The 24,348-nt window shown below is 62.4% G+C and carries 26 protein-coding genes and 1 pseudogene; 20 read left to right on the forward strand and 7 right to left on the reverse strand.

Features of this window, described 5'->3' with window-relative positions; all coding sequences use genetic code 11:
- The first annotated feature begins 32 nt into the window (after nt 1-32).
- Nucleotides 33-404 carry a hypothetical protein gene (locus tag LMG28727_RS13605; RefSeq protein ID WP_201642832.1) on the forward strand — a complete coding sequence of 124 codons (372 nt, stop codon included), beginning with the start codon at nt 33-35 and terminating at the stop codon, nt 402-404.
- Nucleotides 405-491: 87 nt separating this feature from the next.
- Entirely contained in the window at nt 492-968 is a 477-nt protein-coding gene (locus LMG28727_RS13610; protein WP_201642833.1) for an OsmC family protein, read from the forward strand.
- 247 nt (nt 969-1,215) lie between these two features.
- Here the strand turns inward: LMG28727_RS13610 and LMG28727_RS13615 are convergent, their stop codons facing one another.
- Nucleotides 1,216-1,455, reverse strand: a complete 240-nt coding sequence (locus LMG28727_RS13615; protein WP_201642834.1) for a hypothetical protein — start codon at nt 1,453-1,455, stop codon at nt 1,216-1,218.
- Between the two features lie 74 nt (nt 1,456-1,529).
- Nucleotides 1,530-1,997, reverse strand: a complete 468-nt coding sequence (locus LMG28727_RS13620) for an Lrp/AsnC family transcriptional regulator (RefSeq protein WP_201642895.1) — start codon at nt 1,995-1,997, stop codon at nt 1,530-1,532.
- 156 nt (nt 1,998-2,153) lie between these two features.
- On the opposite strand from LMG28727_RS13620, the gene LMG28727_RS13625 reads away from it, so the two are divergent.
- On the forward strand, nt 2,154-2,795 hold the full coding sequence (locus tag LMG28727_RS13625) for a LysE family translocator (protein ID WP_201642836.1): 642 nt from the start codon (nt 2,154-2,156) through the stop codon (nt 2,793-2,795).
- 94 nt (nt 2,796-2,889) lie between these two features.
- Here the strand turns inward: LMG28727_RS13625 and LMG28727_RS13630 are convergent, their stop codons facing one another.
- Entirely contained in the window at nt 2,890-3,063 is a 174-nt protein-coding gene (locus LMG28727_RS13630) for a DUF1289 domain-containing protein (protein WP_201642838.1), read from the reverse strand.
- A 135-nt stretch (nt 3,064-3,198) separates the two neighbouring features.
- Between LMG28727_RS13630 and LMG28727_RS13635 the strand changes: the two genes are divergently transcribed.
- Nucleotides 3,199-3,519 (forward strand): YnfA family protein, encoded by a 321-nt coding sequence (locus LMG28727_RS13635; RefSeq protein ID WP_201642839.1) that lies wholly within the window; start codon nt 3,199-3,201, stop codon nt 3,517-3,519.
- Nucleotides 3,520-3,598: 79 nt separating this feature from the next.
- Here LMG28727_RS13635 and LMG28727_RS13640 read toward each other — a convergent pair whose 3' ends face one another.
- A complete protein-coding gene (locus LMG28727_RS13640) occupies nt 3,599-4,108 on the reverse strand; it encodes a DUF1993 domain-containing protein (protein WP_201642840.1) in 510 nt (169 codons plus the stop codon).
- A 370-nt stretch (nt 4,109-4,478) separates the two neighbouring features.
- Here LMG28727_RS13640 and LMG28727_RS13645 point away from each other — a divergent pair, with 370 nt between their 5' ends.
- From LMG28727_RS13645 to LMG28727_RS13670, 6 genes are all read left to right on the forward strand, one after another.
- The gene (locus LMG28727_RS13645; RefSeq protein ID WP_201642841.1) at nt 4,479-6,038 is read left to right on the forward strand and encodes a S53 family peptidase; all 1,560 of its coding nucleotides are present in this window, start codon (nt 4,479-4,481) and stop codon (nt 6,036-6,038) included.
- Between the two features lie 144 nt (nt 6,039-6,182).
- On the forward strand, nt 6,183-7,847 hold the full coding sequence (locus LMG28727_RS13650) for a S10 family peptidase (RefSeq protein ID WP_201642842.1): 1,665 nt from the start codon (nt 6,183-6,185) through the stop codon (nt 7,845-7,847).
- A gap of 365 nt (nt 7,848-8,212) precedes the next feature.
- Nucleotides 8,213-8,863 (forward strand): hypothetical protein, encoded by a 651-nt coding sequence (locus LMG28727_RS13655; RefSeq protein ID WP_201642843.1) that lies wholly within the window; start codon nt 8,213-8,215, stop codon nt 8,861-8,863.
- A gap of 116 nt (nt 8,864-8,979) precedes the next feature.
- Entirely contained in the window at nt 8,980-9,339 is a 360-nt protein-coding gene (locus tag LMG28727_RS13660) for a hypothetical protein (RefSeq protein WP_201642844.1), read from the forward strand.
- 298 nt (nt 9,340-9,637) lie between these two features.
- Nucleotides 9,638-9,796 carry a hypothetical protein gene (locus tag LMG28727_RS13665; RefSeq protein WP_201642845.1) on the forward strand — a complete coding sequence of 53 codons (159 nt, stop codon included), beginning with the start codon at nt 9,638-9,640 and terminating at the stop codon, nt 9,794-9,796.
- A gap of 5 nt (nt 9,797-9,801) precedes the next feature.
- Nucleotides 9,802-10,068 (forward strand): RNA-binding protein, encoded by a 267-nt coding sequence (locus LMG28727_RS13670; protein WP_201642846.1) that lies wholly within the window; start codon nt 9,802-9,804, stop codon nt 10,066-10,068.
- A gap of 200 nt (nt 10,069-10,268) precedes the next feature.
- On the opposite strand, the gene nadE is transcribed toward LMG28727_RS13670, so the two are convergent.
- Complete coding sequence (nadE, locus tag LMG28727_RS13675) at nt 10,269-11,126, reverse strand: ammonia-dependent NAD(+) synthetase (protein ID WP_201642847.1); 858 nt, start codon at nt 11,124-11,126, stop codon at nt 10,269-10,271.
- Between the two features lie 545 nt (nt 11,127-11,671).
- Between nadE and LMG28727_RS13680 the strand changes: the two genes are divergently transcribed.
- Nucleotides 11,672-12,586, forward strand: coding sequence for a L,D-transpeptidase (locus tag LMG28727_RS13680; RefSeq protein WP_236591882.1), 915 nt, complete (start codon nt 11,672-11,674; stop codon nt 12,584-12,586).
- Nucleotides 12,587-12,684: 98 nt separating this feature from the next.
- Here the strand turns inward: LMG28727_RS13680 and LMG28727_RS13685 are convergent, their stop codons facing one another.
- Together LMG28727_RS13685 and LMG28727_RS13690 are read right to left on the reverse strand one after the other, a co-directional pair.
- Nucleotides 12,685-13,557: a DMT family transporter gene (locus LMG28727_RS13685; protein WP_201642849.1), complete on the reverse strand. Its 873-nt coding sequence runs from the start codon at nt 13,555-13,557 to the stop codon at nt 12,685-12,687.
- Between the two features lie 91 nt (nt 13,558-13,648).
- Nucleotides 13,649-15,208 carry an ABC1 kinase family protein gene (locus LMG28727_RS13690; RefSeq protein ID WP_201642850.1) on the reverse strand — a complete coding sequence of 520 codons (1,560 nt, stop codon included), beginning with the start codon at nt 15,206-15,208 and terminating at the stop codon, nt 13,649-13,651.
- A 332-nt stretch (nt 15,209-15,540) separates the two neighbouring features.
- Between LMG28727_RS13690 and LMG28727_RS13695 the strand changes: the two genes are divergently transcribed.
- From LMG28727_RS13695 to LMG28727_RS13735, 9 genes and pseudogenes are all read left to right on the forward strand, one after another.
- A complete protein-coding gene (locus LMG28727_RS13695; RefSeq protein WP_201642851.1) occupies nt 15,541-16,296 on the forward strand; it encodes a DeoR/GlpR family DNA-binding transcription regulator in 756 nt (251 codons plus the stop codon).
- A 778-nt stretch (nt 16,297-17,074) separates the two neighbouring features.
- Complete coding sequence (gene phnS / locus LMG28727_RS13700; protein ID WP_201642852.1) at nt 17,075-18,166, forward strand: 2-aminoethylphosphonate ABC transporter substrate-binding protein; 1,092 nt, start codon at nt 17,075-17,077, stop codon at nt 18,164-18,166.
- Between the two features lie 115 nt (nt 18,167-18,281).
- Nucleotides 18,282-19,376: a 2-aminoethylphosphonate ABC transport system ATP-binding subunit PhnT gene (gene phnT, locus LMG28727_RS13705; protein ID WP_201642853.1), complete on the forward strand. Its 1,095-nt coding sequence runs from the start codon at nt 18,282-18,284 to the stop codon at nt 19,374-19,376.
- Nucleotides 19,354-20,316 (forward strand): 2-aminoethylphosphonate ABC transporter permease subunit, encoded by a 963-nt coding sequence (locus LMG28727_RS13710; protein WP_201642854.1) that lies wholly within the window; start codon nt 19,354-19,356, stop codon nt 20,314-20,316. Before phnT ends, LMG28727_RS13710 begins: the two co-directional genes overlap by 23 nt.
- A complete protein-coding gene (phnV, locus tag LMG28727_RS13715; RefSeq protein ID WP_201642855.1) occupies nt 20,306-21,169 on the forward strand; it encodes a 2-aminoethylphosphonate ABC transport system, membrane component PhnV in 864 nt (287 codons plus the stop codon). Before LMG28727_RS13710 ends, phnV begins: the two co-directional genes overlap by 11 nt.
- Nucleotides 21,170-21,244: 75 nt before the next feature.
- Nucleotides 21,245-21,979, forward strand: coding sequence for a phosphonate utilization associated transcriptional regulator (locus tag LMG28727_RS13720; protein WP_201642856.1), 735 nt, complete (start codon nt 21,245-21,247; stop codon nt 21,977-21,979).
- Between the two features lie 68 nt (nt 21,980-22,047).
- Entirely contained in the window at nt 22,048-23,319 is a 1,272-nt protein-coding gene (phnA, locus tag LMG28727_RS13725; protein ID WP_201642857.1) for a phosphonoacetate hydrolase, read from the forward strand.
- Nucleotides 23,320-23,433: 114 nt separating this feature from the next.
- Nucleotides 23,434-23,590 (forward strand): annotated as a pseudogene (locus LMG28727_RS13730) (aldehyde dehydrogenase family protein); the annotation flags it as partial.
- 4 nt (nt 23,591-23,594) lie between these two features.
- A complete protein-coding gene (locus LMG28727_RS13735; RefSeq protein WP_201642858.1) occupies nt 23,595-24,155 on the forward strand; it encodes a phosphonate degradation HD-domain oxygenase in 561 nt (186 codons plus the stop codon).
- The last annotated feature ends 193 nt before the right edge of the window (nt 24,156-24,348 follow it).

The following is a 24,348-nucleotide window of genomic DNA, read 5'->3' on the forward strand; positions in this document are numbered from 1 at the left end:
TCACGCAGTTCAATGATGTGATGGAGTGAGCCATGAAGATCGTATTAGGCGGTATCGCGAGAACGGCGCTTGTTTCAACTTCGCTCGCATTGGTCATGATGGGTCTTGCAGACGCGGCGCAGGCGCAGTCCGGCACTGCCGGCTCCGGCGCAGCCAACAGCGCGCAATCTGGCGCGAGCAATAATGGCGGCGCAACGGCCGGTACCGGAACCGGAGCCGGTACAGGTCTGACGCCGGGTGGTTCCGCGTTGGGTGGTATGACAGGAGGCTCAACGGGAGGCGTACCCGGCGGCGTGCCATCGGCTCCTGCGCTCAACAGCATGCGGGCTAACGGCACGAGCCTGTACATGAGTCCCGACCCACGCGCGCCGAACGTGACCGGCCGGGCAGCACCGTCCAGATAATGCGCGTTGATGCTTTCTCCTGATCCTGCCGCATTTAGAATGCAGGTCCCGGTAACCGGATCCGGTTCGACAATCAGGAGACAGCGTATGGCGTACGGCGAGCACAAGTACCAGGTATCGGTGACGTGGACAGGCAACCGCGGCAGTGGTACTTCGGGATATCGCGACTACGGCCGCGATCACATCATTACCGCAGGCAGCAAGCCGGCCATTGCGGGTTCGTCTGACCCAGCGTTTCTCGGCGACGCCAGCCGGTGGAATCCGGAAGACCTGCTGGTCGCGTCGGCTTCCGCCTGTCACAAGCTGTGGTACCTGCATCTGTGCTCGGATGCCGGCGTAGTCGTGCTCGATTATCACGACAATGCCGAAGGCACGATGCTCGACGATCCGCGGCAAGGCAGATTTTCACAGATCGTTTTGCGGCCACGCGTGGTGGTTCGCGCAGGCGCCGATGTGGCGCTGGCTGAGCGCTTGCATCATGTGGCGCACGAGCGGTGCTATGTCGCGAACTCGGTCAATTTTCCGATTCTCTGCGAGCCGCTTATCGAAGTGGGCGAGCGGTGAGAGTTGCGTGGGGGCGGTCGCTCAGGTGCGCTTGCGCGGGCTTGCGCTGAAGCGTTAAAGGCCAAGGCCCGTTGAGGTGATGCAGGCTGGCATTCGTTGAGCAACGCGCTCAAGGCCAATCGCAAGTTTGGAGCGCGAGGTCAGGGTCTACGATCTTTAACCCGGTCATCGGCAAATGTTGCAACTCAAAGCCGCGATGCCCCAAGCGCCCACGGCCTCGACACATCAACGCCGCCCCCGCGTGCAGTCAACGATTTCCGTCGAGCAGATCGCCGAGCATTTCGTCAAACGCCGCCTGCGCATCTTCCAGTTCCTGCAACGCGGCGTCGAAGGTTTGCAACGCGAACTGCGAAGGCTTGCCGCTGCCCGCCGGCGGGAATTGTGATTGCAGCGATGCAAACGCACTCTGCACCCGCTGCGTCGCGGTCAATACCCGCTCCATTGCGGCCGATTCTTCGGCTCGCGCCTTTTGCTGGTCCTGATCCATGAAAACTCCCTGTTTGTCTGGTTGCTGGCCGGCTGATACCGGGTCAAGTGGGTGAGACTATGCCACGTTCACGGTCAGGATAATGGCAGCCCGCCGTTGCTCTTCACTTCTCGCAACGACAGCGACGACTCCACCGAAGTCACGCCAGGCAGGCTGCGCAGTTGATCGCGCATGAAGGTGCCATAGTCGTCGAGATCGCGTGCGACCACCTGCAGGATGTAATCGGCGCTGCCCGACACGTTATGGCACGACAGAATGCGCGGGATGGCCTGCACCTCACGCTCGAAACGCGTTGCCGTGGCGCGGTCGTGCACGGCGAAGCGCACGTAGATGAATGCGACTACGCCGAGACCGAGCGCGGAGCGCGACAGCACCGCGCGATATTGATCGATATAGCCGTCGCTTTCGAGCCGCTTGAGCCGGCGCGCGCACGGCGTTTCGCTCAGGCCGACCGTTTCGGCCAGCCGCGCATTCGACATGCGGCCGTCTTTTTGCAGCGCATCGAGAATCGCGCGGTCGGTTTTATCGAGCCCGGTTGTCATGGTCTTTGGCATGCTGAAAGCGGTTTGGCGGAAATCATGCGGTATGGGCTCAATGTTAGCGCATTCCTCCAAAAATTGACTGGGGAGGCCTGTAATTCGCCAGCAAACTCTCCGTCGACGATAGCAAGATAGATCCCTTGAAAACAGGGGGTTTCAGTGATTTCCGCACATTTGCTGGTCGTCTACATTGCCGCGCTGTTCGTCGTTTACGCCGTGCCTGGGCCGGACATGGCGCTGATTCTGCAAACCAGTATTGGACGTGGTGCGCGCAGTGGTTTCGCGGCTGCCGGGGGGCTAGGGCTAGCGCGTGCCACGCACGTCACGCTATCGGCATGCGGGGTCGCGGCACTGTTGCGCAACGCGCCATGGCTGTATGACATCGTGCGCTACGGCGGCGCGGTTTATCTTGCGTGGGTGGGCGTTCAGATCTTCCGCTCGCCGGTCTTCGCATTGCCGGACGGTGCTGCGGCGAGAGGGGCTGAGCGCGGTGACTCGCGTCCGTTGCGGACGGCGTTCGTCAAGGGTCTGTTGACGAATCTGCTGAACCCCAAGGCGCTGCTGTTCTGCTCGGTGCTGCTGCCACAATTCGTGCGCCCGGAGGCGGGCCCCGTTGCGTGGCAAATGGTGGAACTCGGCGTGGTTCTGCTGATGATCGGCGCCTGCTTTGACGCAATGTACGCGATCGGCGCCGCGCGGATCGCGGGCTGGATGCGCGCCCATCCGCTTGCGCAGACGCTGCAACGCTGGACCTTCTCCGCTGCGCTGATTGGTTTTGCGCTGCGGCTCTCGCTGGATTGACGGCTTCTGTAGTCCAGCTTTGAAGCCGGATAAAAGGGCTGCTGACTCACTGGCAGCGGCCCTTCGCCTCACAACGCGGGCGCCGCGCATCCCTTCATTTTTTCAACTTATGCTCGCGACGCGGACGATCTTCAATGATCTTCCTGCGATGCTTGTCCTTCATCTTTTTCCAGCTTTTGCATTCGTCGCGTGTGCGCGTGCAGCCGATACAGAAACCGGTCTTGCTATCGAATTTGCAGATATCGATACAGGGTGACGCAATGCTCATGACCTGTCGCCATCAGTAAAAGGAATGCGACGACTGTCGCACGCGACGTACCCGGCAGCAAAGTGATTGTGTTAATAAAGCCGATAGCGCCGCGCATCCGTTCGCGGTGACACAAGACTGCACGCTGATTCGTCGATGAAAACTTTTTTGCTCTATGCGGTGACCGCCGTTGCTGAAATTGTCGGCTGCTATTTGCCGTGGCGCTGGTTGAAAGAGGGCGGTCCGGTCTGGCTGCTAGTGCCAGGCGCATTGAGCCTCGCACTGTTCGCGTGGCTGCTGACCTTGCACGGCACCGCCGCAGGCCGCGTGTATGCGGCTTACGGCGGGGTGTACGTGGCGGTGGCTATCGTGTGGCTGTGGTGCGTCGACAAGGTAAGGCCCACGCTATGGGATGCGGCCGGCGTTGCCTTCACGCTGGCCGGCATGGCGATCATCGCATTCCAGCCGCGTATCTAGGCGTGACGCAATGGCCTGCTCACGCAATGGCCACTCACGCACTGTCCACACCGCAGCACAACACCCTGCGTGACGCTCGTTAGCCGATACTGCCGAGGTAATCGAGCTTGCCGAGTTCGACACCGTTGTGACGCAGAATGTCATACGCCGTTGTCACGTGAAAATAAAAGTTCGGCAGCACGAAACCCAGCAGATACGACAGGCCCGTAAAGCCGATCGGGCCCGAACGCATTTTCAGCGTGATTGCGCGCTCTTCCGAGCCATCGATCTGCTCGGGCTTGAATTCCTTCAGATAATCAATCGTCTTCTGCAGGCGGGCTTGCAGTTCGTCGAAAGTCTGTTCGACGTCGTCGAATTTCGGCGCTTCGACACCGGCCAGACGCGCCGCGCAACCCTTCGCCGTGTCGCTCGCAATGGTCACCTGGCGTACCAGCGGCAGCATGTCTGGCGCGAGGCGGCCGTTGGTGAACACGGTGGGATCGATCTGCTGTTCGGACGCGTGCACGTCGGCTTTGCCGAGAATGGCTTGCAGGTTGGTCAGGCCGCGAATCAGCACGGGCAAAGATGCTTGATACATCGAAATGGACATGGGGTTCCTCTGATTCTTCGAGCGTGCGCGCGGACGGCGCGCGAGGCAATGGAACGGCTGGATTGCCGCAGCAGCATCATAGCGCGAGCCGTTGACGATGCGCATTGATGCAACGTGACGTTAGCCATCCGGATAACTGTCGAACGCATTGGAACTGTGTTCGAATGCTTTGGTCGGACGGTTTGACGAAGTCCTTGAAACAGCAACTCACGTTTTGATTGACCCGGTAGTCGCTCGCGCAAGCCAGCCGCGCGAGTCAGGCCGGTGGCGGGTCGGTCAGGCAATGGGGTTGTGCAGGCGCGTGCCGTGCTTGTATCCACCGTCTGGGTCTTAGTGGCCCGCGCGTCACGCTTACAGGAGAGTCGATACCATGGTCACCAAGCATCCTTTGCCAGGAAGCGAGCGAAAAGTAGAGCAGGGTTCGAGAGTCGTTGGGCAGTGCGATCCCGCGGAACGGATCGAGGTATTCGTGATGCTGCGCCGTCAGCGGCAGGCGCAGTTCGACGCGTTGATGAGCAAAATCGAAGCCGGCGACCCCGGCGTCAAACCGTTGTCGCGTGAGGCGTTCGCGCAGGAGTTCGGTGCCGCGCCCGACGACGTCGCGAAGGTGAAGGCTTTTGCACAGGCCCATAGCCTGACGGTCGTGCGCGAGGACGTGGCGGCGCGCTCAGTGTTGCTGAGCGGCACGATCGAGCAGTTCCAGAGTGCATTCGGTGTCAAGCTCGAGCATTACGAGCATCACACGGCAGGCCAGTTTCGCGGACGCACCGGCACGATCAGCGTGCCGGACGACCTGCACGGCGTGGTCGAGGCGGTGCTCGGGCTCGATAACCGGCCTCAGGCGCGGCCGCACTTCCGGATCCGGCCGCCATTCCAGCCGGCCAAAGGACACCAGGCGTCGTTCACTCCGCCGCAACTTGCTGCGCTTTACCAGTTTCCGCAGGGCGATGGAAAAGGCGAGTGCGTCGGCATCATCGAACTGGGCGGCGGCTATAACGCGTCCGACCTCAAATCCTATTTCTCCAGCCTCGGCGTCGCGTCACCCACGGTGAAACCGGTCGGTGTCGATCAGGGCAGCAATCAGCCGAGCGGCGACCCAAATGGGCCGGACGGCGAGGTCACGCTCGACATTGAAATCGTCGGCTCCATTGCGCCTGGCGCGAACATCGCCGTGTACTTCACGCAAAACAGCGACGCCGGTTTCATCGACGCCGTCAGCCGCGCGGTGCACGACACGACCAACAAGCCTTCGGTCATCTCGATCAGTTGGGGCGGCCCGGAGTCGAGTTGGACCAGCCAGTCGCTCAACGCATTCAACAGCGTGTTACAGACGGCGGCGGCGCTTGGCGTGACGGTTTGCGTCGCGTCGGGCGACAGCGGATCGAGTGATGGCTCTGGCAGCGGCAATCAGGTCGACTTTCCGGCGTCGAGTCCGTATGTGCTGGCGTGCGGCGGCACGAACCTGACCGCATCAGGCACATCGATTTCGCATGAGGTCGTGTGGAACGACGGCGCGCAGGGCGGCGCAACCGGCGGCGGCGTGAGCAAGGCGTTCCCGGTGCCGGTGTGGCAAACCGGGTTGTCGGCAAGCTCGACCCATGGCGGCGCGACCGCGCTCAGTGGACGCGGTGTGCCCGATGTGGCGGGTGACGCATCGCCGGTCACCGGCTACAGCGTGTTGATCGACGGAGAGCAGACCGTGGTGGGCGGCACCAGCGCGGTCGCTCCGCTGTGGGCGGCGCTGATCGCGCTGATCAATGCGTCGAAAGGACAGCCGGTGGGTTTCATCAATCCGAAGTTGTACAAGGCGCAGGGTGTGTGTCGCGACATCACGCAGGGCAACAACGGCAGTTTCGCGGCTACGGCTGGTTGGGACGCCTGCACGGGGCTCGGCAGTCCCAATGGTCAGAAAGTGGCGGCCGCACTATAGTTTGCAACTCACGGCCGCAGGAGGTCCCTCGGGGAGTGCGCCGACCGGCTCCCCAGGCAGGTTCCTGAAGGAAGTCCTTCGGAACCTTGAAGAAAGCCCGGAACGGGCGAGCCTACAAGACGTGAACGAACCCATGGAGCGATCATGACGAACACCGAGTCAGCTTCCGTTAGTCCGCAGTCGTCGCACAACTCTCACGCAACGGGCGCCTCAGCCGCCTCAACGCCCGCGAGCACAAAACGTAAAACCGCGGATCAGCCATTCTTCGATCCGGTCGCCTATGGCAACGGGCCCGACGATTCCGTTACCGACACCACCGAAACGGCGGCGGTCACGCATCATTCGATCACGATCGGCGGTCACAAGATCAACTACACGGCAACGGCTGGTCATCTGGTCATCGTCGACCCGAGCAGTTCGCAGCCCGAAGCTCGCATGTTCTACGTCGCGTTCACGCAGGACAACCAGAAAGAGGAAGCGCGCCCGGTCACGTTCTTCTATAACGGCGGTCCGGGCTCGTCGTCGGTCTTCGTGTTGCTGGGCTCGTTCGCGCCGCGTCGCATCAAGACGTCGATGCCAGGCTTCACGCCGCCCGCGCCCTATTCGATGGAAGACAATCCGGACAGCCTGCTGGACAAGAGCGATCTCGTTTTCATCAATCCGGTCGGCACCGGCTACTCGGCGGCGATTGCACCGAAAACCAATCGCGCTTTCTGGGGCGTCGATCAGGACGCGGACTCGCTCAAGCAGTTCATCAAGCGCTTTCTGACGAAGAACAACCGCTGGAATTCGCCGAAATACCTGTATGGCGAGTCGTACGGCACGGCACGCAGTTGCGTGCTGGCGTACCGCCTGCATGAAGATGGCGTCGATCTGAACGGTATCACGCTGCAATCGTCGATTCTCGATTACACGCAGTCTGGCAACCCGGTTGGCGCTCTGCCCACGGCGGCGGCGGACGCGTGGTATCACAAGAAACTCGGCATCGCGCCACGGCCAACCAATCTGGGCGTGTTCGCCGAAGAAGTCGCGCAATTCTCGCGTACCGACTATCTCGCCGCGCTGCGCAAGTTTCCGACTACCGATTCCGCGACCGTCGAAAAGCTGAGCGAATACACCGGCATCGACAAGGCGACGCTGCTCGCGTGGAGCCTCGATATCGCGGCGTACGACAGCCGGGGCAATTCGCTGTTCCTGACCACGTTGCTGAAGTCGCAAGGTCTGGCGCTCGGCGAGTATGACGGCCGCGTAACCGCGATCGACACGGGCATTGCCGGCAAGATCGATCCGAACTCGGGCGGCAACGATCCGACCATGACCGCCGTGACCGGCGTCTATACAACGATGTGGAACGTCTACCTCAACGAACAGTTGAAGTACACGTCGAATTCATCGTTCACCGACCTGAACGACCAGGCGTTCAAGTACTGGGATTTCGGCCATATCGACCCGACCGGCGCGCAGAAGGGACTCGACGCGAAGGGCAACGTCATTCTGTACACCGCTGGCGATCTGGCCGCGGTGATGGCACTCAATCCCGATCTGAAGGTACTGTCGGCGAACGGTTTCTTCGATTATGTGACGCCGTTCTACCAGACCGTGCTGGATCTGCAGCAAATGCCGCTGCTGAGTCAGCAGGTCAGGCAAAACCTGTCGGCGCGGTTCTATCCGTCGGGGCATATGGTGTATCTCGACGGTGTGTCGCGTACGGCATTGAAGGCGGATCTCGCGGCGATGTACGACGCGACAGTGTCGAACACGCAGGCGGTGGGGCGGATTCGCGCGTTGCAGGCGCGAGTGGCGCAATAGCGGGCGAGTCGAGCCGGCGGCGCGCGGGCGTGACAGGCTGAGGGGCCGCGTCGGCGCAGAATGGCCGTTGCACGAAGACAAAGGGCGCGCGCATCGTTTGCGCGCGCTCTCGCCTGTAGTTCGCGTTCTGGTTGGGAGGCCTCGTGTTTTTCATTGCATGCCGCAGCCTCGTGGCGACTTCGTTGCGTGGCTCATCGGCCCCACCTCATTGCCCCATAACCCAAAGCCCAAAATCCCCGCTCGATGCCGTCAATCTAACGCCCATTCACGCTTTAACGAGCGCGCGTTTTGCACCCAGGTATATTGGATGTGTTTTAATTACTCTGCGAATTGACTATTGCGTGCCATTAACGGCGCGCCGACGAATGAACGCAGACATTGCAGACAGGCGTCGCATCCAACTTTCCAGCGACCCAATCCGCCGCACGTATCAACCGAATCCGCCGGTCTTCACCCGTCAGGCCGCGCTGGCGCGCGTCACTCCCAAGAGGGGGCGTGCGCTGCTGCTCGGCCTCGTTGCGCTTCTCGTCTTGCGTATCGGGGACGCGCACGCGCAGGAAAACAGCATGCTCGACGAGCGTGTCACGCAACAATCGGTGGGCGAGACAATTTGCCGCCCCGGTTATGCGGACACCGTTGCTCCGCCATTCGACGAGTTGATGGCCCATCGGGACCGCTTGCTCGCCGAGCGCGGCATTGACGCGGAAGACGGCGCCGCGTTTGCGCTCGACCGGCGTGTGCCCATCGTGCTCGGCGGCTCGCCGGACGCGTCCGCGAATCTCGATCTCCTGCCGTGGGCAGGTCAGCAGGGGGAGCGCCGCAAGGCGCGCGCGGCGGTTATGCTCAAACGCTGCGTCTGTGAAGGCAAGCTAAGCCTTGCCGAGGCGCAAGCTGCGATCGTCGGGAACTGGTCGGTGGTGTATTCGGGTTTCAGTCAGACCTCTTGCGACATAAGCCGGCTCGACGTCGCGACCGGTGACAATGGACGGCCTGCCGAGCGCGACAGTGCGCCCTGACGTCGAGGCGCCGCCTCGCGGGCTGTGATCCTGGTCGAGGGCGGTCTTTCACGCGTATTCAGATGCGCGGCGTGTAATTGCTGCACGCCGCGCCTAATTTTTTCCGGAGAATCACCATGAAATCTTCACGCCTCGTGGCCGTGGCCCTTGCTTTCGGCAGCCTGTTGGGCAGTAGCGCCGCGTTCGCCGCCGAGCCGGCACGCTGTGGCAACGCCGACGCATTGCAGATTCGCGGCGACGTGCCGGCAGCAATCAGCTTCGACGTTTATCAACAGTTGCGTTCGATGCAACCGTCGAACGCGCAGCGCATCGCGTTGTTTCAGTCGGCTGGCGAGGTAAAGCGCCTGCCCGACGGCCTGTCCGTCTGCCAGATCGCCGATGACGGTGTCGACGATCCGTCCGCGGTGTTGGTCCAGCTGCCGCAGGGCAAGAACGCGTGGTGGGTGAGCGCGGCCAATGTGCAGGCAGCGGACTGATCCTGCCGGTCAGCTCGCCGTTGGCGCGAATCTGTTCAGAAGGGCGTCTGGATTGCGTGCCGACGCCCACCACGCCCCGGTTTTTGCGGACGGAATGCAGTGAATTGTGATGGGCAAGTGTGGGTTAACCCATGACCTGCGTTAAATCCAGGATGTTTTGCTGTTTTTGACGCGGCTTATTCGGGTACAGTGCATTAACGGGGGCGTGAATTCCGTCTTTCCCATGCCCGGTTGCATCGCTTTTGCTATCGAATATGGCTATCCTGAATACAGGACGTAATTCGCTGAGGAGATTTAAATGATTGCCTTCTATCTGTCATTGGCCGCTTTGGGCGCCGCTGGCGCTGCACTCATCCGCGAATTGGCCGCCGCTCAGGCGAAACAACGTGCCGCGCTGCGCCCGGTGCGCGTGCAGTCCGCAGATCGCGGCGCGGGCCGCAGTACGCGTAGAGGGTAGAGCGCATGAATCTGATCGTGCGCAACATCGCGCCATCGTGCAGTGAGCAGGAAGTGCGGGAGTTCCTCCAGCACGAACTGGGTCATTATGCGAAAAACGTCGAGGTTATCGACGCTGGCACACCCGCTGCCTATGCCACGATCGAGTTGAATGCGGAAGCGCCGCCCTATGTGGGCGATGTGATCGCACGGCAGATTCACGGCAAGCAGTTGGGCGGTCAGACGCTGGAGGCGAGCGCCGATCTGTTCAGCGACGAGCCGCCTGCGCAGTGATGATTTGCGATTGAAAACACGGTGATGCAGCTTGCTTCACCGTGTTTTTGCGCGCTATCAGCTTGGGTTGACTAGCGTGTCAAAACGCGGCGCCACACGCTGCGGATCGCTGCGGATAAACGCCGCACATCGGACCCGCGTGACTGCAAGGCCTCTTCACGGCGATGTTCGCCGCCTCATTTGTGCCCCCCTTCGCCCCTTCACTCCTCGTCCGCTCGCGTAGGCCAGTCGAACGGCGTGTAAGGCAAAGCGCGCTTGTGGCGGGTGGCATCATAAAACCGCAGCACGACGTCGCGTGCAGCCTCGCTGACCGGTTTGCCTTCCAGAAAGTCGTCGATCGAATCGTATGGAATGCCGTACGCGTCTTCATCCGGGCGCAACGGGCGCAGCATTTCCAGGTCGGCGGTCGGTACCTTGTGGGCCAGCGCTTCCGGGGCGCCAAGCGCCTTGGCCACCGCTCGCACACGACGTTTGTTCAGTCCCGTGAGCGGCAATACATCGGCGCCGCCGTCGCCGAACTTGGTGAAAAACCCCATCACCGATTCAGCCGCATGGTCGGTGCCGATCACCACGCCGGTTCGTGCACTGGCTACTGCGTATTGCGCAATCATTCGCTGACGCGCCTTGATATTGCCGTGCACGAAATCCTGCTGCGATTCGTTGGTGAATAGCACGCCGCTATTGCCGAGTGCAGCGAGCATTGCATCAGCAGCCGGTTTGATGTCGATAACGATATTTTCGTCAGCGCAAATGAATCGCAATGCCATCTGTGCATCGGCTTCATCTTTCTGTTCGCCGTAAGGCAAACGTATCGCTACAAAATGTGCATCGTAATGATCGGCGCGTAGACGTTCGACGGCGAGTTGCGCGAGTCGTCCGGCTGTCGTCGAATCGACACCGCCGCTAATACCGAGCACATAAGTTTTCAGGCCGCTGCTGCGCAGATAATTCGCCAGAAAATCGACCCGGCGTTCAATTTCGCGACCGGCGTCGAATTCGGCGCTCACGTGCATTTCCGCTGCGATACTGGTCTGGCGGGAGGCTGGATCGTTTTTCATGATGATTTCCTGTGGATCTCGCAGGCTTGCGCAGGGTCGACGGCACGCTGCGCTTGCTGCAAATAAAGTAAATAGTGGAACGACCTGCGTCCGGGCTTCTGGATTGCTTCAGTTTGCGTAACGGGACGGAGCCATTATCGTTTTGCGGTGATATTGGCGTTGAAGTCGACTCTAAAATCGCTCGCCATGTTTTTACGGATCATCAAATATGTTTGTCTATTACCGCGATATGTCGAATCGGCCGCCAGTTCATCGACAGAATGCAGCGTGCTTAGTAACATCCTCGTTCCGAGGCGCCGCGTGAACCGGCGAGCAGTCAATAATAATCAGGTTTGCTCTAATACGCGATGAACTACCCAACCCGGCCTGGCCAGCCTGTATTGGACCGCCTGACTTTTGCGTCGCCGGATCGTCGGCGGGTACGAGGGTGCCTGCGGCGCCCGTCCGGGCCGCGGCTGTCTGGTGTGGTCCGTGCCACGCGTGCTTTGCAAAGACTGACGCTGGTAGCTTGCGCCACCTGGTCCGTGGTGTCGTCAGGCATTGCGATGGCTGCGTCGGCTCATGCAACGGCAGCGGCGACGGGGCCAACTGCGGTTGCGAATTCCGCTTCCTCTTCTGCTTCAGCAAACCGCGCAGAGGCCGCTCTCAACGCGTCTGCCGTAGCCGCGCCCGATGCGGGTGGCGGCGTCGATCCACGCCGGGCGTTTTTGCTGCGTGCGGTGTTTGCGCAGGACGTCACGCGCAAACTCAGGGTGCCCGCTTCCGAGCAGAGCGCCTACGCAGGTCGCCTGCAAGCGGCGCTCGGCGCGAATACGCTTGGCAACCTGTCGGGCGAATATGTGGTGCTGGTCGATCGCAACGCGAACGTGCAGGCGCTGTTCGTCTATTTTCGCGCGGCTCCGGCCGACACCTGGCAGATGATCGGCGCGTCGCCGGTTTCGACGGGGCGGCCCGGCGAATACGATCATTTCATTACACCGCTCGGCGTGTTCGAACACACGCCCGCTAACATGGATTTCCGCTCGGAGGGCACGCTGAACGAAAACCATATTCGCGGTTATGGCAAGCGCGACATGCGAATTTTCGACCTTGGCTGGGCGCAGGGTGAGCGCGGCTGGGGCAAGGGCGGCGTGTCGCAAATGCGCTTCCAGATGCACGCCACCGATCCCGACCGGCTCGAGCCGCTGCTCGGCATCCGTCATTCGAAGGGCTGTGTGCGGATTCCCGCGTCGCTCAATACGTTTCTCGATCACTACGGCATTCTCGACGCCGAGTATGCCGCGCTGGTCGACTCCGGCAAATCACTGTGGTTGTTGAAGAGCGATCGACAGATTACGCCGTGGGCGGGGCGCTACATCGTGGTGGTGGATTCGCAGCGCAAGAGCCGGCCCGGATGGACGCCGGCGCCTGGCGGCAAGGCGCAGGCCAAGGTGCCGGCGGGCGCGGATACGGCGGACTGATGGGCGGTTCGAGTTCGCATCGGCTATCCCTTGCGGAGTGTTGCAAGGCCGAACGTGCTCAAGCGTTCAACCAGTACCAACGCACCGCTGCGTCGGGCTCACGACCGCGCCAGCAACACGCCCACCAGCGCAAGTGCAAAGCCCGCGATCTGCACGGGCAACAGGATTTCGCCGAAGCCCACATAGCCTTCGAGTGCGGCGAGCGGCGGCGCGAGAAACATGAGCGCGGTGGCACGCGCGGCATCGCCGCGTCTGACCATCCACACCAGCAAGGTCACGCTGATGCCGGAGAGCATCACGATGCCCCACGCGAGCGATGCCCACAGCGTCGGCGATGCAATCCAGCGATGCTCGCCAAGCGATAACGCCAACACCGCCGCCACGATTGCCGCGCCGAAGTTCTGTACCGCGCTCGCACTGCGGATATCGGCCTTTGCCAGCGAGGTCTTCTGAAACAGCGTGCCCGCTGTGATAGCAGCGACCGCAACGATCGAGATGAGCACGACCAGCCACCCTGGCGCATGACCCTGTTGCGTGACTGGCGTGGCGATGGCCAGTTTTGGTTCGAGCACCAGCACCACGCCCGCGAGGCCGAGTGCCATACCGGTCCAGCCGCGCCGTGACAGACGTTCGCCGAACAACGGCGCGGCGACGGCGGCGGTCGCGAGCGGTTGCAGCGCGCCGAGCAAAGCCATCACGCCCGCGCTCATGCCCTGCGCGACGGCCCAGTAGCCGGCGCCGAGATACACCCCTTGAAGGAGGGCGCCCGCGATCAGATGCTTGCCGAGGTCGCGGCCCGTCGGCCACGCGGCGCGTGTGACCAGCGCCACAAGCGCGAATATCAGCGCGGTGCCGCTAAAGCGCGCGAGAAGGAACAGGCTGGGGTCGGCGTAGGGTGTGATGGCGCGGGCGACCACAAAGCCGGTCGACCACAGTACGACAAAGACAGCAGCGATCAGGGAGGCGAGCATCGGAAGGGGCGATGTAGAAAGCCGTCATCTTGTCGTGATGGGCGGAGCGTGTCTTGTTCGAAGCTGCAATGCGCTGGGGACGCGAGGGTACTCACCACATCAACCAGACTGCGCCCGCCCCGAGCACACCGCCGCACACCGCGCACGCCCACAACAATATCCGCGTACGCCGATACTCACGCCCAATGTCCACGATCAACTGGGCATTCTGCTGCGGAGTCCGCGCGCGGTCATGCTCGTGCTGCAAATAACGGACCGCCAGTTGCGGCACACGCGGCAGCATATGCGCGAGATGCGGCAACTCGCGCGAAATCCGCTTGATCCAGCCGCGATGATCGACGTCGCGCTGCGCGATACCCGCCAGCACGCCGCGCGTGATATTCCACGTATCGACACCGGGATGCAGCGCGCGCGCCAGCATCTCCGCCTGATGAAACGAGCGCTGCGCAGTGGCGAGACGGCCGGACACCACGCCGTCGAACGGATGCACCGAATGCAGCAGATGATGAAACAGCGAACCCGCCGAGCGGTCTTCGGGACTCGCCGCGAAGTGCGCTTCGGCGCGCGTGCGCAATTCGGCTTCGAGCATCTCCGTGCGGGTGTCTTGAGGAACGTGCCCGGCATCGCGATGCATGTCGGCGAGACGTCCGTAGTCCTGGTCGAATAGCGCGGTCGCGCCATGCACGAAGAATTCGCGCTCGCCCGTGGAGAGCGTCGACATGATCGAGAACTCCGCTAGCACGAGCCGCCCCAGCGTATCCGGCTCGATGCTCACGCGCACGCGGCGTGCGTCGAGCGTGGCGTGAAAGAAGCCGTGCTCGAAAGCCTGCTCGGTCACGACTTCGACGATATGCGCGGCCAATGGCGCAAGCTTCACGTGATGCGCATGCAGGCCAGGCAGATCGCTCGCCGGCAGCGTGCTGATGCGCTGCATCGTCAGCGTGTGGTTGGTGCAGAGATCCCAGATCACATCGGGCACGATGATGCGCCTGTCGCCGTCGAAATGATGGCCGGTCTGGCTCAGATTGGCGGCTTCGGCGCGCAGATCGAAGCGGCGCTGGATGTCGTCGGTGAAGCTTTGTGCGAGCGTGCGCAGTTGCAGGCGGCGCGCGGTGCCGGAGAGTTTTTCGAGCCAGCGCGCAACCCAGCGCAAGAGCGCGAGTTCGTCGCCGATCTGCTGCAACTGGTCGACGCGCACCAGCTTGATCGCCACTTCGCTATGGCCTTTGACTGGAGTCAGCAAGCGCGCGAAATGCGTTTGCTCGGCAAAGCCGCCGCGCACGGGCACCAGATCGACGGCGCTGAACAGGGTCGCAAGCGGCCGCCCAAACGCACGTGCCAGCGCGGCTTCCGACTCGTGCGGCGGCAGTGGCGCTTCCATGTGATCGATCGCGTCGATTGCATCGTGCAAGGTGCCGGACGCGAGTTCGGGCCGCTCGGCCAGCGTCTGCGCGAAACGGCTCGCCAGCGGACCGAGCGCGGGCAGCACGTTGTGCAGGCTCTGCCCACTATTGCCCGATGCATGCACACGGCCGACCAGTTCAATGATCCAGTGCAGCTTGTGCCCCTGCGGTGCGGCAAGCCAGATCAGGCGCGCGCCATAACGCAGCGCGTGGAACAGCAGCAGTAGACGGCGAAACAGTGGCGGCATCGGCAGTTCGGTAAACGGGGGCAGCAGGGTGATGACATTGGACGGCAGCGACAGACACCAATCTGGGCCGGCGCGCAGTCGCAGCATGTCGGAGCAGACAAAGCAGACAAAGCAGACAAAGCAATCAGGCCCGGGTCGCTAAGGTTAGCAGGTAAGTGGCCGACGAGTGGCTGATGAGTGACCGATCACTGCCTACCGTGCACGCGACAGATGCGACGCCAGCACGAGCTGAGCGCACCGGGCACCGCATCCGCTGGCCTTGCGTAATACAATACGCCGGCCTTCTTCAATCGTGGCGAAACCCCAGCACACCGGCTTCCGGCCTTCAACAGATGCTTGCAGAACAACGACACCAATACATCCTCGCTCAAGTCGCCAAAACGGGCGCGCTCTCGGTCGCTGAACTGGTGCGTGAACTGAACGTGTCGCGCGAAACCATCCGCCGCGATCTGAATGCGCTGGCCGGGCGCGGCCTGCTGGTCACCACACACGGCGGCGCGCTTTCCAGCGACCGCCGCGAGCCCGATCTCGACACGCGCGAAGCCGCGAACGCCGGCGCGAAGCGGGCGATCGGCGAACGGGCGGCGGAGTATGTGCCCGACGGCGCCTCGTTGATCATCGACTCGGGCAGCACCACGCAGGCGGTGGCGCGCGCGCTGCTCGACCGGCACCGGCTTGCGGTCTATACGAACGACTGGCGCATCGCGCTGCTGCTCGGCCGCCGTAACGACAATCGCATCACGCTGCTGGGCGGCGAACTCTCCGATATCGAAGACGCCACCTTCGGGCTCGATACGGTTCATCAACTGACGCAATATCACGCGGACTTCGCGTTCATTGGCGCGGGCGGGATTTCGCCGGATGGCTATCTGACCGACTACAGCCGCATGGCCGCCGAAGTGCGCAGCCGCATGATCGCCGCCGCCGACACAGTGGTGGTCGTCGCCGACCATTCGAAGTTCGGCCGCGTGACACCGGTCCGGATCAACGGTATCGAGTCGGCGCGTTATCTGGTCACCGAGTTGGCGCCTGAGCGCGCGCTCGGCAAAGCGATCGCTGCTCACGGTCCGGAAATCGTCATCGCCTGAAGGCCGCAGGGGAGACGCGGCGCAATCCAGTTCCCACGGATGCCGGTTCCATCGTTGCGCAGTGCCAGCCCGAGCCAGCCCAACCCGGCCCAACCCAGGCGGCCACTCGCTATTCGCTGCAAGATCCCCGCTGGAAGGGCACAATACGCGCCGTTGTCCGATAGCCCCACCGGAATCGCGTGACATCGGCGTGTCAACGGCCATTTCAGCCGCGAATTTTCACCGCTTTCATGCGGCGCGCGTACATCGTCATTTTCGCCATATACGATTGTGACTTGAACGCTCAAGGTCATTCGTTTGACTGCCCGTCTCAATCGCATCGCAAATCGCGCCGCTTCGCGCTGTGCTGAGGCGCTGCGCGGTCGATAGGACAGGGCCGTTTCCCGTACTTGCCCACACCCTTTCCGTCACCAGGAATGGTCGTCGCCCGTGCACGGTGACGACGTGAGCGTGTTGGTTATTATTGGCGATTTGTGTCATTTTTTGGAATTCGCCAGAATGGTCATGGCGTTGTCATGGAAACCTGTGATTCTTGCCGTGCCCGTTCAGGCATGGCAGGCAGCGCGAGGTCGTAGGTGAGCTGTAGGTCAGGCTGAAGAAGACGCGGCAAAGTTGTTGGCAATCTGCAATCCGCACAATCTGGCGTCAGGCGGTGGGCAGAAAGTGACCGGCAACTGACTGCGGGCAACACGCAAGCGGCGCGGCGCTACCGCCGTTCAATCACAACAGGTATCGGGATATCCCGACCGTCTGGTTTTTGCCTTTCGGAGAAAGCAACATGACAAAGACGAATTCCCTTCAGGCCACGGCCGGTCTCGCACGCAAGCTGTTGCCGGCGCTGGTCGCCGCGGCTGCGTTTGGCGGCATGGCGGTGCAGGCTCACGCGGCCGACGCGGTGGTGCTGTACACCGCCGATGGTCTGGAGAATCTGTATAAAGACGTACTGCCCGCGTTCGAAAAGAAGGAAGGCGTGAAGGTCAACATCGTCACGGCAGGCAGCGGTGAAGTGGTGAACCGCGCGACGATCGAAAAGGATCAGCCGAAGGCCGACGTGATCGTCACGTTGCCGCCGTTCATCCAGCAAGCCGACCAGGCTGGTTTGCTGCAGGCTTATCAGAGCGCCAACTACAAGAATGTGCCGGCGATCGCCAAGGCGCCGAACGGTGCATGGGCAACGTTCGTGAACAACTACTTCTCGTTCGCGATCAACCCGGACGTCACGAAAACCGCGCCGAAGACCTTCGCCGATCTGCTGCATCCGGACTTCAGCGGCAAGGTCGCGTATTCGAACCCGGCGACGGCGGGCGACGGCATGGCCGTGATCATCCTGACCTCGTCGCTGATGGGCGAAGACAAGGCGTTCGATTATCTGAAGAAGCTGGAGCAGAGCGCCAAGTTCCACACCAAGGGCACGGGCTACCTCGACGTGCTGCTGTCGCGCAACGAAATCGCGGTGGCCAACGGCGATCTGCAGATGGATCTCGATGATGCAGCCAACGGCGGCCTGTCGCTCAAGCCGGTGTTCCTCGCTGTTGCGCCTGGCGGCCAGCCGACCACGTTCCAGTTGCCGTACGCGATCGGTCTGATCAAGGGCGGTCCGAACCAGGCTGAAGGCAAGAAGCTGATCGACTACCTGATGTCGACGGACGTGCAGGCCAAGGTGCCGGACATCTTCGGCATTCCGGGCCGTACCGACGTGCCGCTCGCCGGCAAGAACGGCGAAGCCGTCAAGCAGGCTATTTCGGGCGTGAAGCTGATTCCGGTGGACTGGAACCAGGTGATGGCGAAGAAGGCCGACTGGACCACGCGCTGGAAGAACGACGTCATCGGTTCGTCGGGCAAGCAACTCGAAGTCGTCAAGCCGAAGTAAGCCGTTGTTCGCGACATAGCGCAACGCGACGTAGTGGGATGGAGTCGATTCAGGCGGCGTCTTTGAGTGCTTCGGGACGCCGTATCAGCATTAATCTTGTTGGAGGATGAACCCGGTGAATACCGCCAGTCTTGCTCAACCTGGCGCGCTCGGCGCCGCACCGGACGCGCTCGCGCGTTCGACTACGCCGGGCGGCGTGCAGATCGACCATCTGACGGTGCGCTTCGGTTCGCGCACGGTGCTCGACGATCTGTCGTTGACGATCCAGCGCGGCGAATTGCTCACGGTGCTCGGCCGCAGCGGCTGCGGCAAGACGACGTTGTTGCGTTTCATCGCCGGGTTTATCGAAGCAGACGGACTGTCTGGCACGTTGACTGTCGCCGGCCACGATCTCACGCACGTGCCGCCGCACAAGCGCAACCTCGGTCTGCTGTTTCAGAGCTATGCGCTGTTCCCGCATTTGTCGGTGTTCGAGAACGTGGCGTTCGGTTTGCGCGCCCGCCGCACGCCGGCAAAAGATGTCGCACGCCGTGTCGCCGATGCATTGAAACTCGTGCAATTGGGCGACGCCGGTCACGTGATGCCTGCGCAGTTGTCGGGCGGCATGCAGCAACGTGTGGCACTGGCCCGCGCACTGGTGATCGAGCCGGACGTGCTGTTGCTCGACGAACCTCTTTCCGCACTCGACGCCAATCTGCGTGCGTCGGTGCGTTCCGAACTGAAGGCGCTGCATGAGCGTCTGCCGAATCTGACGATTGTCTGCGTGACGCACGATCAGGACGACGCTCTCGTGCTGTCCGACCGCACGCTGCTGATGCGCGACGGCCGCATCGCGCAACTCGGCACGCCGCAGCAGTTGTACGACACACCTGCCGACGCCTTTGTTGCGCGCTACCTGGGTGCGGCCAATCTGCTGTCGCCGCAGGTCGCGTTCAGCATGGACGATGTGCGTTACAACGAGCGCGAGCGTGTCGCGTGTTTGCGTCCCGAGGCGCTGCGCATCGTGCCGCTCGGCGAAGGGCAGTTGCATGGCGCGATTGCATCGGTCGAATGGTATGGCGCGGTGTTGTCGGTGTCGGTCCTGCTCGACGCGATGCCCAACGAACCGGTGCTCGTCACCATGCAGCGCGCCCACGGCATGATGCCGGAGAAGGGCGCGCGCGTTTCCCTGCGTTATGAGGCTGACGATGTCGTCCTTATCAACCGGTAATGCGCGTGCTCCGCTGAGCGCGGCGGAGGCGCAAGCCGAAGCTGCCGCCCAGGCTCGCCGCGACGCCAGCGCCGCGGCGCATTCCGCTGCGGTCAAGCGACGCGAACGCGCGGCGCAATGGCATCTGCTGTTTCTCGCGGTGGTGGTGCTCGGGCCGCTGGTCATCTATCCGCTAGTGCGTCTGGTGATGTTGAGTCTGACTGGTCCGCACGGCATCAGCGTGCATGCCTATTCGTCGTTCTTCGGCAATCCGGAAACGAGCGGCGTGATCGGCACGACGCTGTGGATTCTGTTCGCCAGTGCCGGGCTGGCCTCGTTGCTCGGCGTGGCGCTGGCGTCGATCCTGTTCTTCAAGCCGTTTCCCGGCGCGCGCATGGTGACGCGCTTTCTCGAACTGTTCGTCGCGTTCCCGTCGTTCCTGGTCGCGTTCACGCTGATCTTTCTGTATGGCTCGCAAGGCTCGGTCAGTATCGGCTTGCAGCGGCTGTTTCATTTGCAGGAGCCGCCGCTGAACTTCCTGTTCGGGGTCGGCGGGGTGATTCTCGCGGAAGTCGTGTTCTATGCGCCGTTCGTCGTGCGTCCGACGCTCGCGTCGTTCGCGTTGCTGGATCGCCGTCTGATCGAGGCCGCGCGCAGCCTCGGCGCGAGCGGCGTGATGGTCGCGTTCAAGGTGATCCTGCCGCTCGCGTGGCCGGGCATCGCGGCGGGCACGATCCTGTGTTTTCTGTTGACGCTCAACGAGTTCGGCATTCTGCTCGTGCTCGGCAGCGCGCATCTGATCACGCTGCCGGTCGCGATCTACAGTTCCGCCACCGTCGACCTCGATCTGCCGACTGCCGCTGCCGGCGCGGTCGTGATGTTGCTGATGTCTCTGTCGCTGTATGCGTTGTACCGCCAGGTCAACCGTCGCAAGGTGAAAGGAGCGGGTAATGGCCGTTGAACTCGACCCGACCGTATTGCCGGTCATGCATAAAAAAGCGCGGCCGGTGCGTCACAGTCTGCTCACGCGGCTGCTCGGCGGCCTGTTCCTCGGCTTTGCCGCGTTGCTGTGCTTCTGGCTGTTCGTGCTGCCGGTGCTGGTCGTTGCGCTCTCCAGCGTGGCCGCGCACTGGTCCGGCACGATCTTCCCCGATGGCTTCAGCATGCGCTGGTTCGAGCGCCTCGGTTCCGACGATTTCGACGCGCTGACCACCAGCCTCGAAGTCGGCATGGGCGTCGCGGTGCTCGGCACGATCCTCGGACTGTGGCTTGCGCTGGCGCTCGAAGGACGTGACCGTCGTGGCCTGGGCGCGTTCGTCGACACTATCGCGATGATGCCGAACGGCGTGCCGAGCGTGGTGCTTGGACTCGCCGTGCTGATCGCGTATCACAAACGGCCAATCGATCTGTCGAGCTCCGCCGCGATCGTCGTATTCGTGCAGCTGGCTCTCGTGCTGCCGTTCTGCTACCGCTGCGCCGCCGCCGCGCTGCGCCCGGAACTGACGATTTTGCGCGAAGCGGCGGCCAGTCTCGGTGCGCCGCCGTCGATGGTGCTGCGTCGCGTCGTGCTGCCGCAACTCGTGCCGGCGATACGCGCCAGTCTCGCGCTCGGCTTTGCGTTGTCGCTCGGCGAACTCGGCGCCACGCTCACCGTGTATCCGCCGGGTTTCGCGACGGTGCCGATCGTGGTCGTCGGCCAGGTGGAGCGCGGCTATTACCTGCCGGCCTCCGCGCTGTCGCTGATTCTGCTGCTGGTTTCGCTGGCCGCGCTGCTGTTGATCGCCGCGCGTGCGCCGCGTCGCCGGATGGACTGACGAGCCAATCCAAGTGTTGTGTTTGCGTGCACAGGCCGTACGCAAACACCTGTCGATGTGGCAAAAAATGTCAAAATGACCGAAAATATGCAATCCGACGAGGTTGATCCCATCGACGTCGTGCGCCGGCATTCGTTGACAACGCTGGTTCGCGGCGAGATCGAGCGGCACATCGTCGAAGGTGCGCTCGCGCCGGGCGACAAACTCAACGAAGCCGATTGGGCGGCGCGTTTGCAGGTGTCGCGCGGGCCGGTGCGCGAAGCGTTTCGCGCACTGGAGCAGGCCGGTCTGGTCCGCATCGAGAAGAATCGTGGCGTGTTCGTGCGCACGGTGACGCTCGCGGAAGCCGATGAGATTTGCGCGGTACGCGCGGTGCTCGAAGAGGCCGCGTGCCGGCTGCTCGCGGCTAGTATCGATGCGAGCAAGCTCGCGGTGCTACGCGATTGGGTCGACGCGATGCGCGCGGCCGTCGAGGCGCGGGATCACGATGCGTATGGCCGCGCGAACGTCGCGTTTCATGACTCGCTGGTGGCGGCGTCGGGCAATCTGAAACTGTACGAGACGTATCGGCGGCTAGTCAGCGAACTGAGTCTGTTCCGGCGAGCCGCGCTGGTCGTGCATGCGGATGCAATGCATCACTCGCTCGCCGAGCATCGTGCAATTCTGACGGCGCTGGCTTCACGCGACGCCGACCATGCCGCAACGCTGATGCACGCGCATGTGCACGACGGCTTGCAGCGCGCTCATGCGGCGTGTGATCCGGTTGAGCTGCGCGAAGCGGTGCGGCTGGCGGCTTCGTCCAAGAATTAGGTGCGGTTGAGAAAGGCCTCAACCGATTGATGACGGCACGCATGTCCCCGCCTGCATGGAAGGTAGCGATGGCAGATTCCAGCGAACCTACGATCGATGTCAACGGCCGTCATTACCGGCTGCCCTTGCAACCGACCGTCGTGGTGTGCGTCGACGGCGGCGAGTTCGACTATCTGGAAGAGGCGGTTTCAGCGGGCGTCGCGCCGTTCATCGGCACGATGCTCAAGAGCGGCTCGGCGTTCAAGGGCGATTGCGTGATCCCATCGTTCACCAACCCGAACAACCTGTCGATCGTGTGCGGCGTGCCGCCGTCGGTGCATGGCATTTGCGGCAATTACTTCTGGGACCCGGACGCGCATGGCGGCGCGGGCGCGGCGGTGATGATGAACGACCCCGCGTATCTGCGTGCCGGTACCTTGCTGGCCGCCGCTGCCGATGCGGGCGACGCAGTGGCGGTCGTGACCGCGAAGGACAAATTGCGCGGGCTGCTCGGCTGGCAGTTGAAGGGCATCTGTTTCTCGGCGGAAAAGGCCGACAAAGTGACGCTCGAAGAAAACGGCATCGACGAAGTGCTCGGACTGGTGGGCTTGCCGCTGCCCGATGTGTATAGCGCGGGGCTCTCTGAATTTGTGTTCGCTGCTGGCGTGCGTCTCGCCCAAACGCGCAAACTCGACCTGATGTATCTGTCGACCACCGACTACATCCAGCACAAATGGGCGCCGGGCACCGAAGGCGCGAATGCGTTCTACGCGATGATGGACGGTTACTTTGCAAAACTCGATGCGCTCGGCTGGGTGATCGGCCTTACTGCCGATCATGGAATGAACGCGAAGCACAATCCGCAGACCGGCGAGCCGAATGTGGTCTATCTGCAGGATGTGCTGGACGACTGGTTCGGCGCGAAGACGGCGCGGGTGATCTTGCCGATCACCGATCCGTATGTCGTGCACCACGGCGCGTTGGGTTCGTTCGCGACGGTTTATTTGCCTGTGTCGCGCGAAGTTGAGATTGCGCAGGTTATTGAGTGCATCAGCAACTTGCAGGGGATCGATGTCGTGCTCGACCGGCTTGCAGCATGCGAACGTTTCGAACTGCCCGAAGACCGTGTCGGCGATATCGTCGTGGTGAGTGCGAAACACGTCGTGCTCGGCACGCGACGCGAGGAACATGACCTGTCGGGCTTGACCGTGCCATTGCGCTCGCATGGCGGCATTTCCGAACAGGAAGTACCGCTGCTGTTCAACCGGCGGGTTGAGGCTTTGCATGGCGTCGGCGGCGATAGAAGGCTGCGCAATTTCGATATCTTCGACATCGCGTTGAATCGCGTATCGCCATCATGAACGCGACGCTGCGAGACCATCCGGCATTCCGGGCGGAAGCGCTGCGGCTCAAAAGGCGAGCGCGCGCCGCGTGCGCGCACGCTCGACGTGTTCGATCCTTATACAGGTACGCGCGTGGAGTTGGTCAACGTATGGGAAGTGCCCTGGTTACCGGATCGGGCTGACGCCGTTCGGCGGCATCAAGGATTCGGGCCTTGGCTATAAGGAAGGCGTTCAGGAAGCGATGAAAAGCTTCACCAACCTGAAGACCTTTTCATTACCGTGGGAGTAAGAGAGTGGCATTGAGTCTGAACGATATCCGTTCGCTGTTCGAGCGATACGGCGAGCTGGCTTATAGCGGCGAACCGGTGACGCAGTTAGAGCATGCGTTGCAGAGCGGTGCGCTGGCGGAGCAAGCCGGCGCTGCCGACGAACTGGTTGCGGCGGCGTTTTTGCACGACCTCGGGCATTTGTTGAATCTGCAAGGCGAAACGCCGACCGAGCGGGGGATCGACGATCTGCACCAGTACTTCGCGCTGCCGTTCCTGCGGCCGGTGTTGCCGGATGCGGTGCTGGAGCCCATTCGTCTGCATGTCGACGCCAAGCGCTGCCTGTGCGCGATCGACGCCGCGTATTTCGGCCAGCTTTCCGCCGATTCGGTGCGCAGTCTGGAGTTGCAAGGCGGCATTTTCAGCGAGGAGGAGGCGGAGTCGTTTCTGCAAAAGCCTTATGCGCAAGACGCGCTGCGCCTGCGTAAATGGGATGACCGCGCGAAAGCCCAGAATCAACCGACGCCGGATCTCAATCACTATTTAGAGCTGGTTGAGCGGGTGATGCGCAAGCACGCGGCTGTATAAAGCGACGTGCTTCTGATCGCACTGGGCCCGCGTTGGGCGTGGTCGTTTCTAAGTCTGATCTGACGAATCCAGGCACATCAAAATAACGCTTGCAAGTGCCGGTACGGCTCGCTAGAATCTCGCTCTTTCGTGCTTCGGATACCGGGGCACGGGGAAGCGGGAAAGCCAGCAGTGGCAAGGCTTCCAGCGAAGT

The organism is Paraburkholderia metrosideri, assembly GCF_904848625.1.
In the GTDB taxonomy this organism is placed as follows: Bacteria; Pseudomonadota; Gammaproteobacteria; order Burkholderiales; family Burkholderiaceae; genus Paraburkholderia; species Paraburkholderia metrosideri.

What these genes read in the sequence shown, in the direction of transcription:
- LMG28727_RS13710 (WP_201642854.1), top strand. Translation starts at nt 19,354, where the DNA reads ATGTCGTCCTTATCAACCGGTAATGCGCGTGCTCCGCTGAGCGCGGCG.
- LMG28727_RS13615 (WP_201642834.1), bottom strand. Translation starts at nt 1,455, where the DNA reads ATGGATCAGGACCAGCAAAAGGCGCGAGCCGAAGAATCGGCCGCAATG.
- LMG28727_RS13655 (WP_201642843.1), top strand. Translation starts at nt 8,213, where the DNA reads ATGAACGCAGACATTGCAGACAGGCGTCGCATCCAACTTTCCAGCGAC.
- phnS (WP_201642852.1), top strand. Translation starts at nt 17,075, where the DNA reads ATGACAAAGACGAATTCCCTTCAGGCCACGGCCGGTCTCGCACGCAAG.
- LMG28727_RS13680 (WP_236591882.1), top strand. Translation starts at nt 11,672, where the DNA reads ATGGCTGCGTCGGCTCATGCAACGGCAGCGGCGACGGGGCCAACTGCG.
- LMG28727_RS13720 (WP_201642856.1), top strand. Translation starts at nt 21,245, where the DNA reads ATGACCGAAAATATGCAATCCGACGAGGTTGATCCCATCGACGTCGTG.
- LMG28727_RS13670 (WP_201642846.1), top strand. Translation starts at nt 9,802, where the DNA reads ATGAATCTGATCGTGCGCAACATCGCGCCATCGTGCAGTGAGCAGGAA.
- LMG28727_RS13660 (WP_201642844.1), top strand. Translation starts at nt 8,980, where the DNA reads ATGAAATCTTCACGCCTCGTGGCCGTGGCCCTTGCTTTCGGCAGCCTG.
- LMG28727_RS13665 (WP_201642845.1), top strand. Translation starts at nt 9,638, where the DNA reads ATGATTGCCTTCTATCTGTCATTGGCCGCTTTGGGCGCCGCTGGCGCT.
- LMG28727_RS13645 (WP_201642841.1), top strand. Translation starts at nt 4,479, where the DNA reads ATGGTCACCAAGCATCCTTTGCCAGGAAGCGAGCGAAAAGTAGAGCAG.
- LMG28727_RS13630 (WP_201642838.1), bottom strand. Translation starts at nt 3,063, where the DNA reads ATGAGCATTGCGTCACCCTGTATCGATATCTGCAAATTCGATAGCAAG.
- LMG28727_RS13650 (WP_201642842.1), top strand. Translation starts at nt 6,183, where the DNA reads ATGACGAACACCGAGTCAGCTTCCGTTAGTCCGCAGTCGTCGCACAAC.
- phnV (WP_201642855.1), top strand. Translation starts at nt 20,306, where the DNA reads ATGGCCGTTGAACTCGACCCGACCGTATTGCCGGTCATGCATAAAAAA.
- LMG28727_RS13605 (WP_201642832.1), top strand. Translation starts at nt 33, where the DNA reads ATGAAGATCGTATTAGGCGGTATCGCGAGAACGGCGCTTGTTTCAACT.
- phnA (WP_201642857.1), top strand. Translation starts at nt 22,048, where the DNA reads ATGGCAGATTCCAGCGAACCTACGATCGATGTCAACGGCCGTCATTAC.
- nadE (WP_201642847.1), bottom strand. Translation starts at nt 11,126, where the DNA reads ATGAAAAACGATCCAGCCTCCCGCCAGACCAGTATCGCAGCGGAAATG.
- LMG28727_RS13685 (WP_201642849.1), bottom strand. Translation starts at nt 13,557, where the DNA reads ATGCTCGCCTCCCTGATCGCTGCTGTCTTTGTCGTACTGTGGTCGACC.
- LMG28727_RS13620 (WP_201642895.1), bottom strand. Translation starts at nt 1,997, where the DNA reads ATGACAACCGGGCTCGATAAAACCGACCGCGCGATTCTCGATGCGCTG.
- LMG28727_RS13695 (WP_201642851.1), top strand. Translation starts at nt 15,541, where the DNA reads ATGCTTGCAGAACAACGACACCAATACATCCTCGCTCAAGTCGCCAAA.
- LMG28727_RS13610 (WP_201642833.1), top strand. Translation starts at nt 492, where the DNA reads ATGGCGTACGGCGAGCACAAGTACCAGGTATCGGTGACGTGGACAGGC.
- LMG28727_RS13640 (WP_201642840.1), bottom strand. Translation starts at nt 4,108, where the DNA reads ATGTCCATTTCGATGTATCAAGCATCTTTGCCCGTGCTGATTCGCGGC.
- LMG28727_RS13635 (WP_201642839.1), top strand. Translation starts at nt 3,199, where the DNA reads ATGAAAACTTTTTTGCTCTATGCGGTGACCGCCGTTGCTGAAATTGTC.
- LMG28727_RS13690 (WP_201642850.1), bottom strand. Translation starts at nt 15,208, where the DNA reads ATGCCGCCACTGTTTCGCCGTCTACTGCTGCTGTTCCACGCGCTGCGT.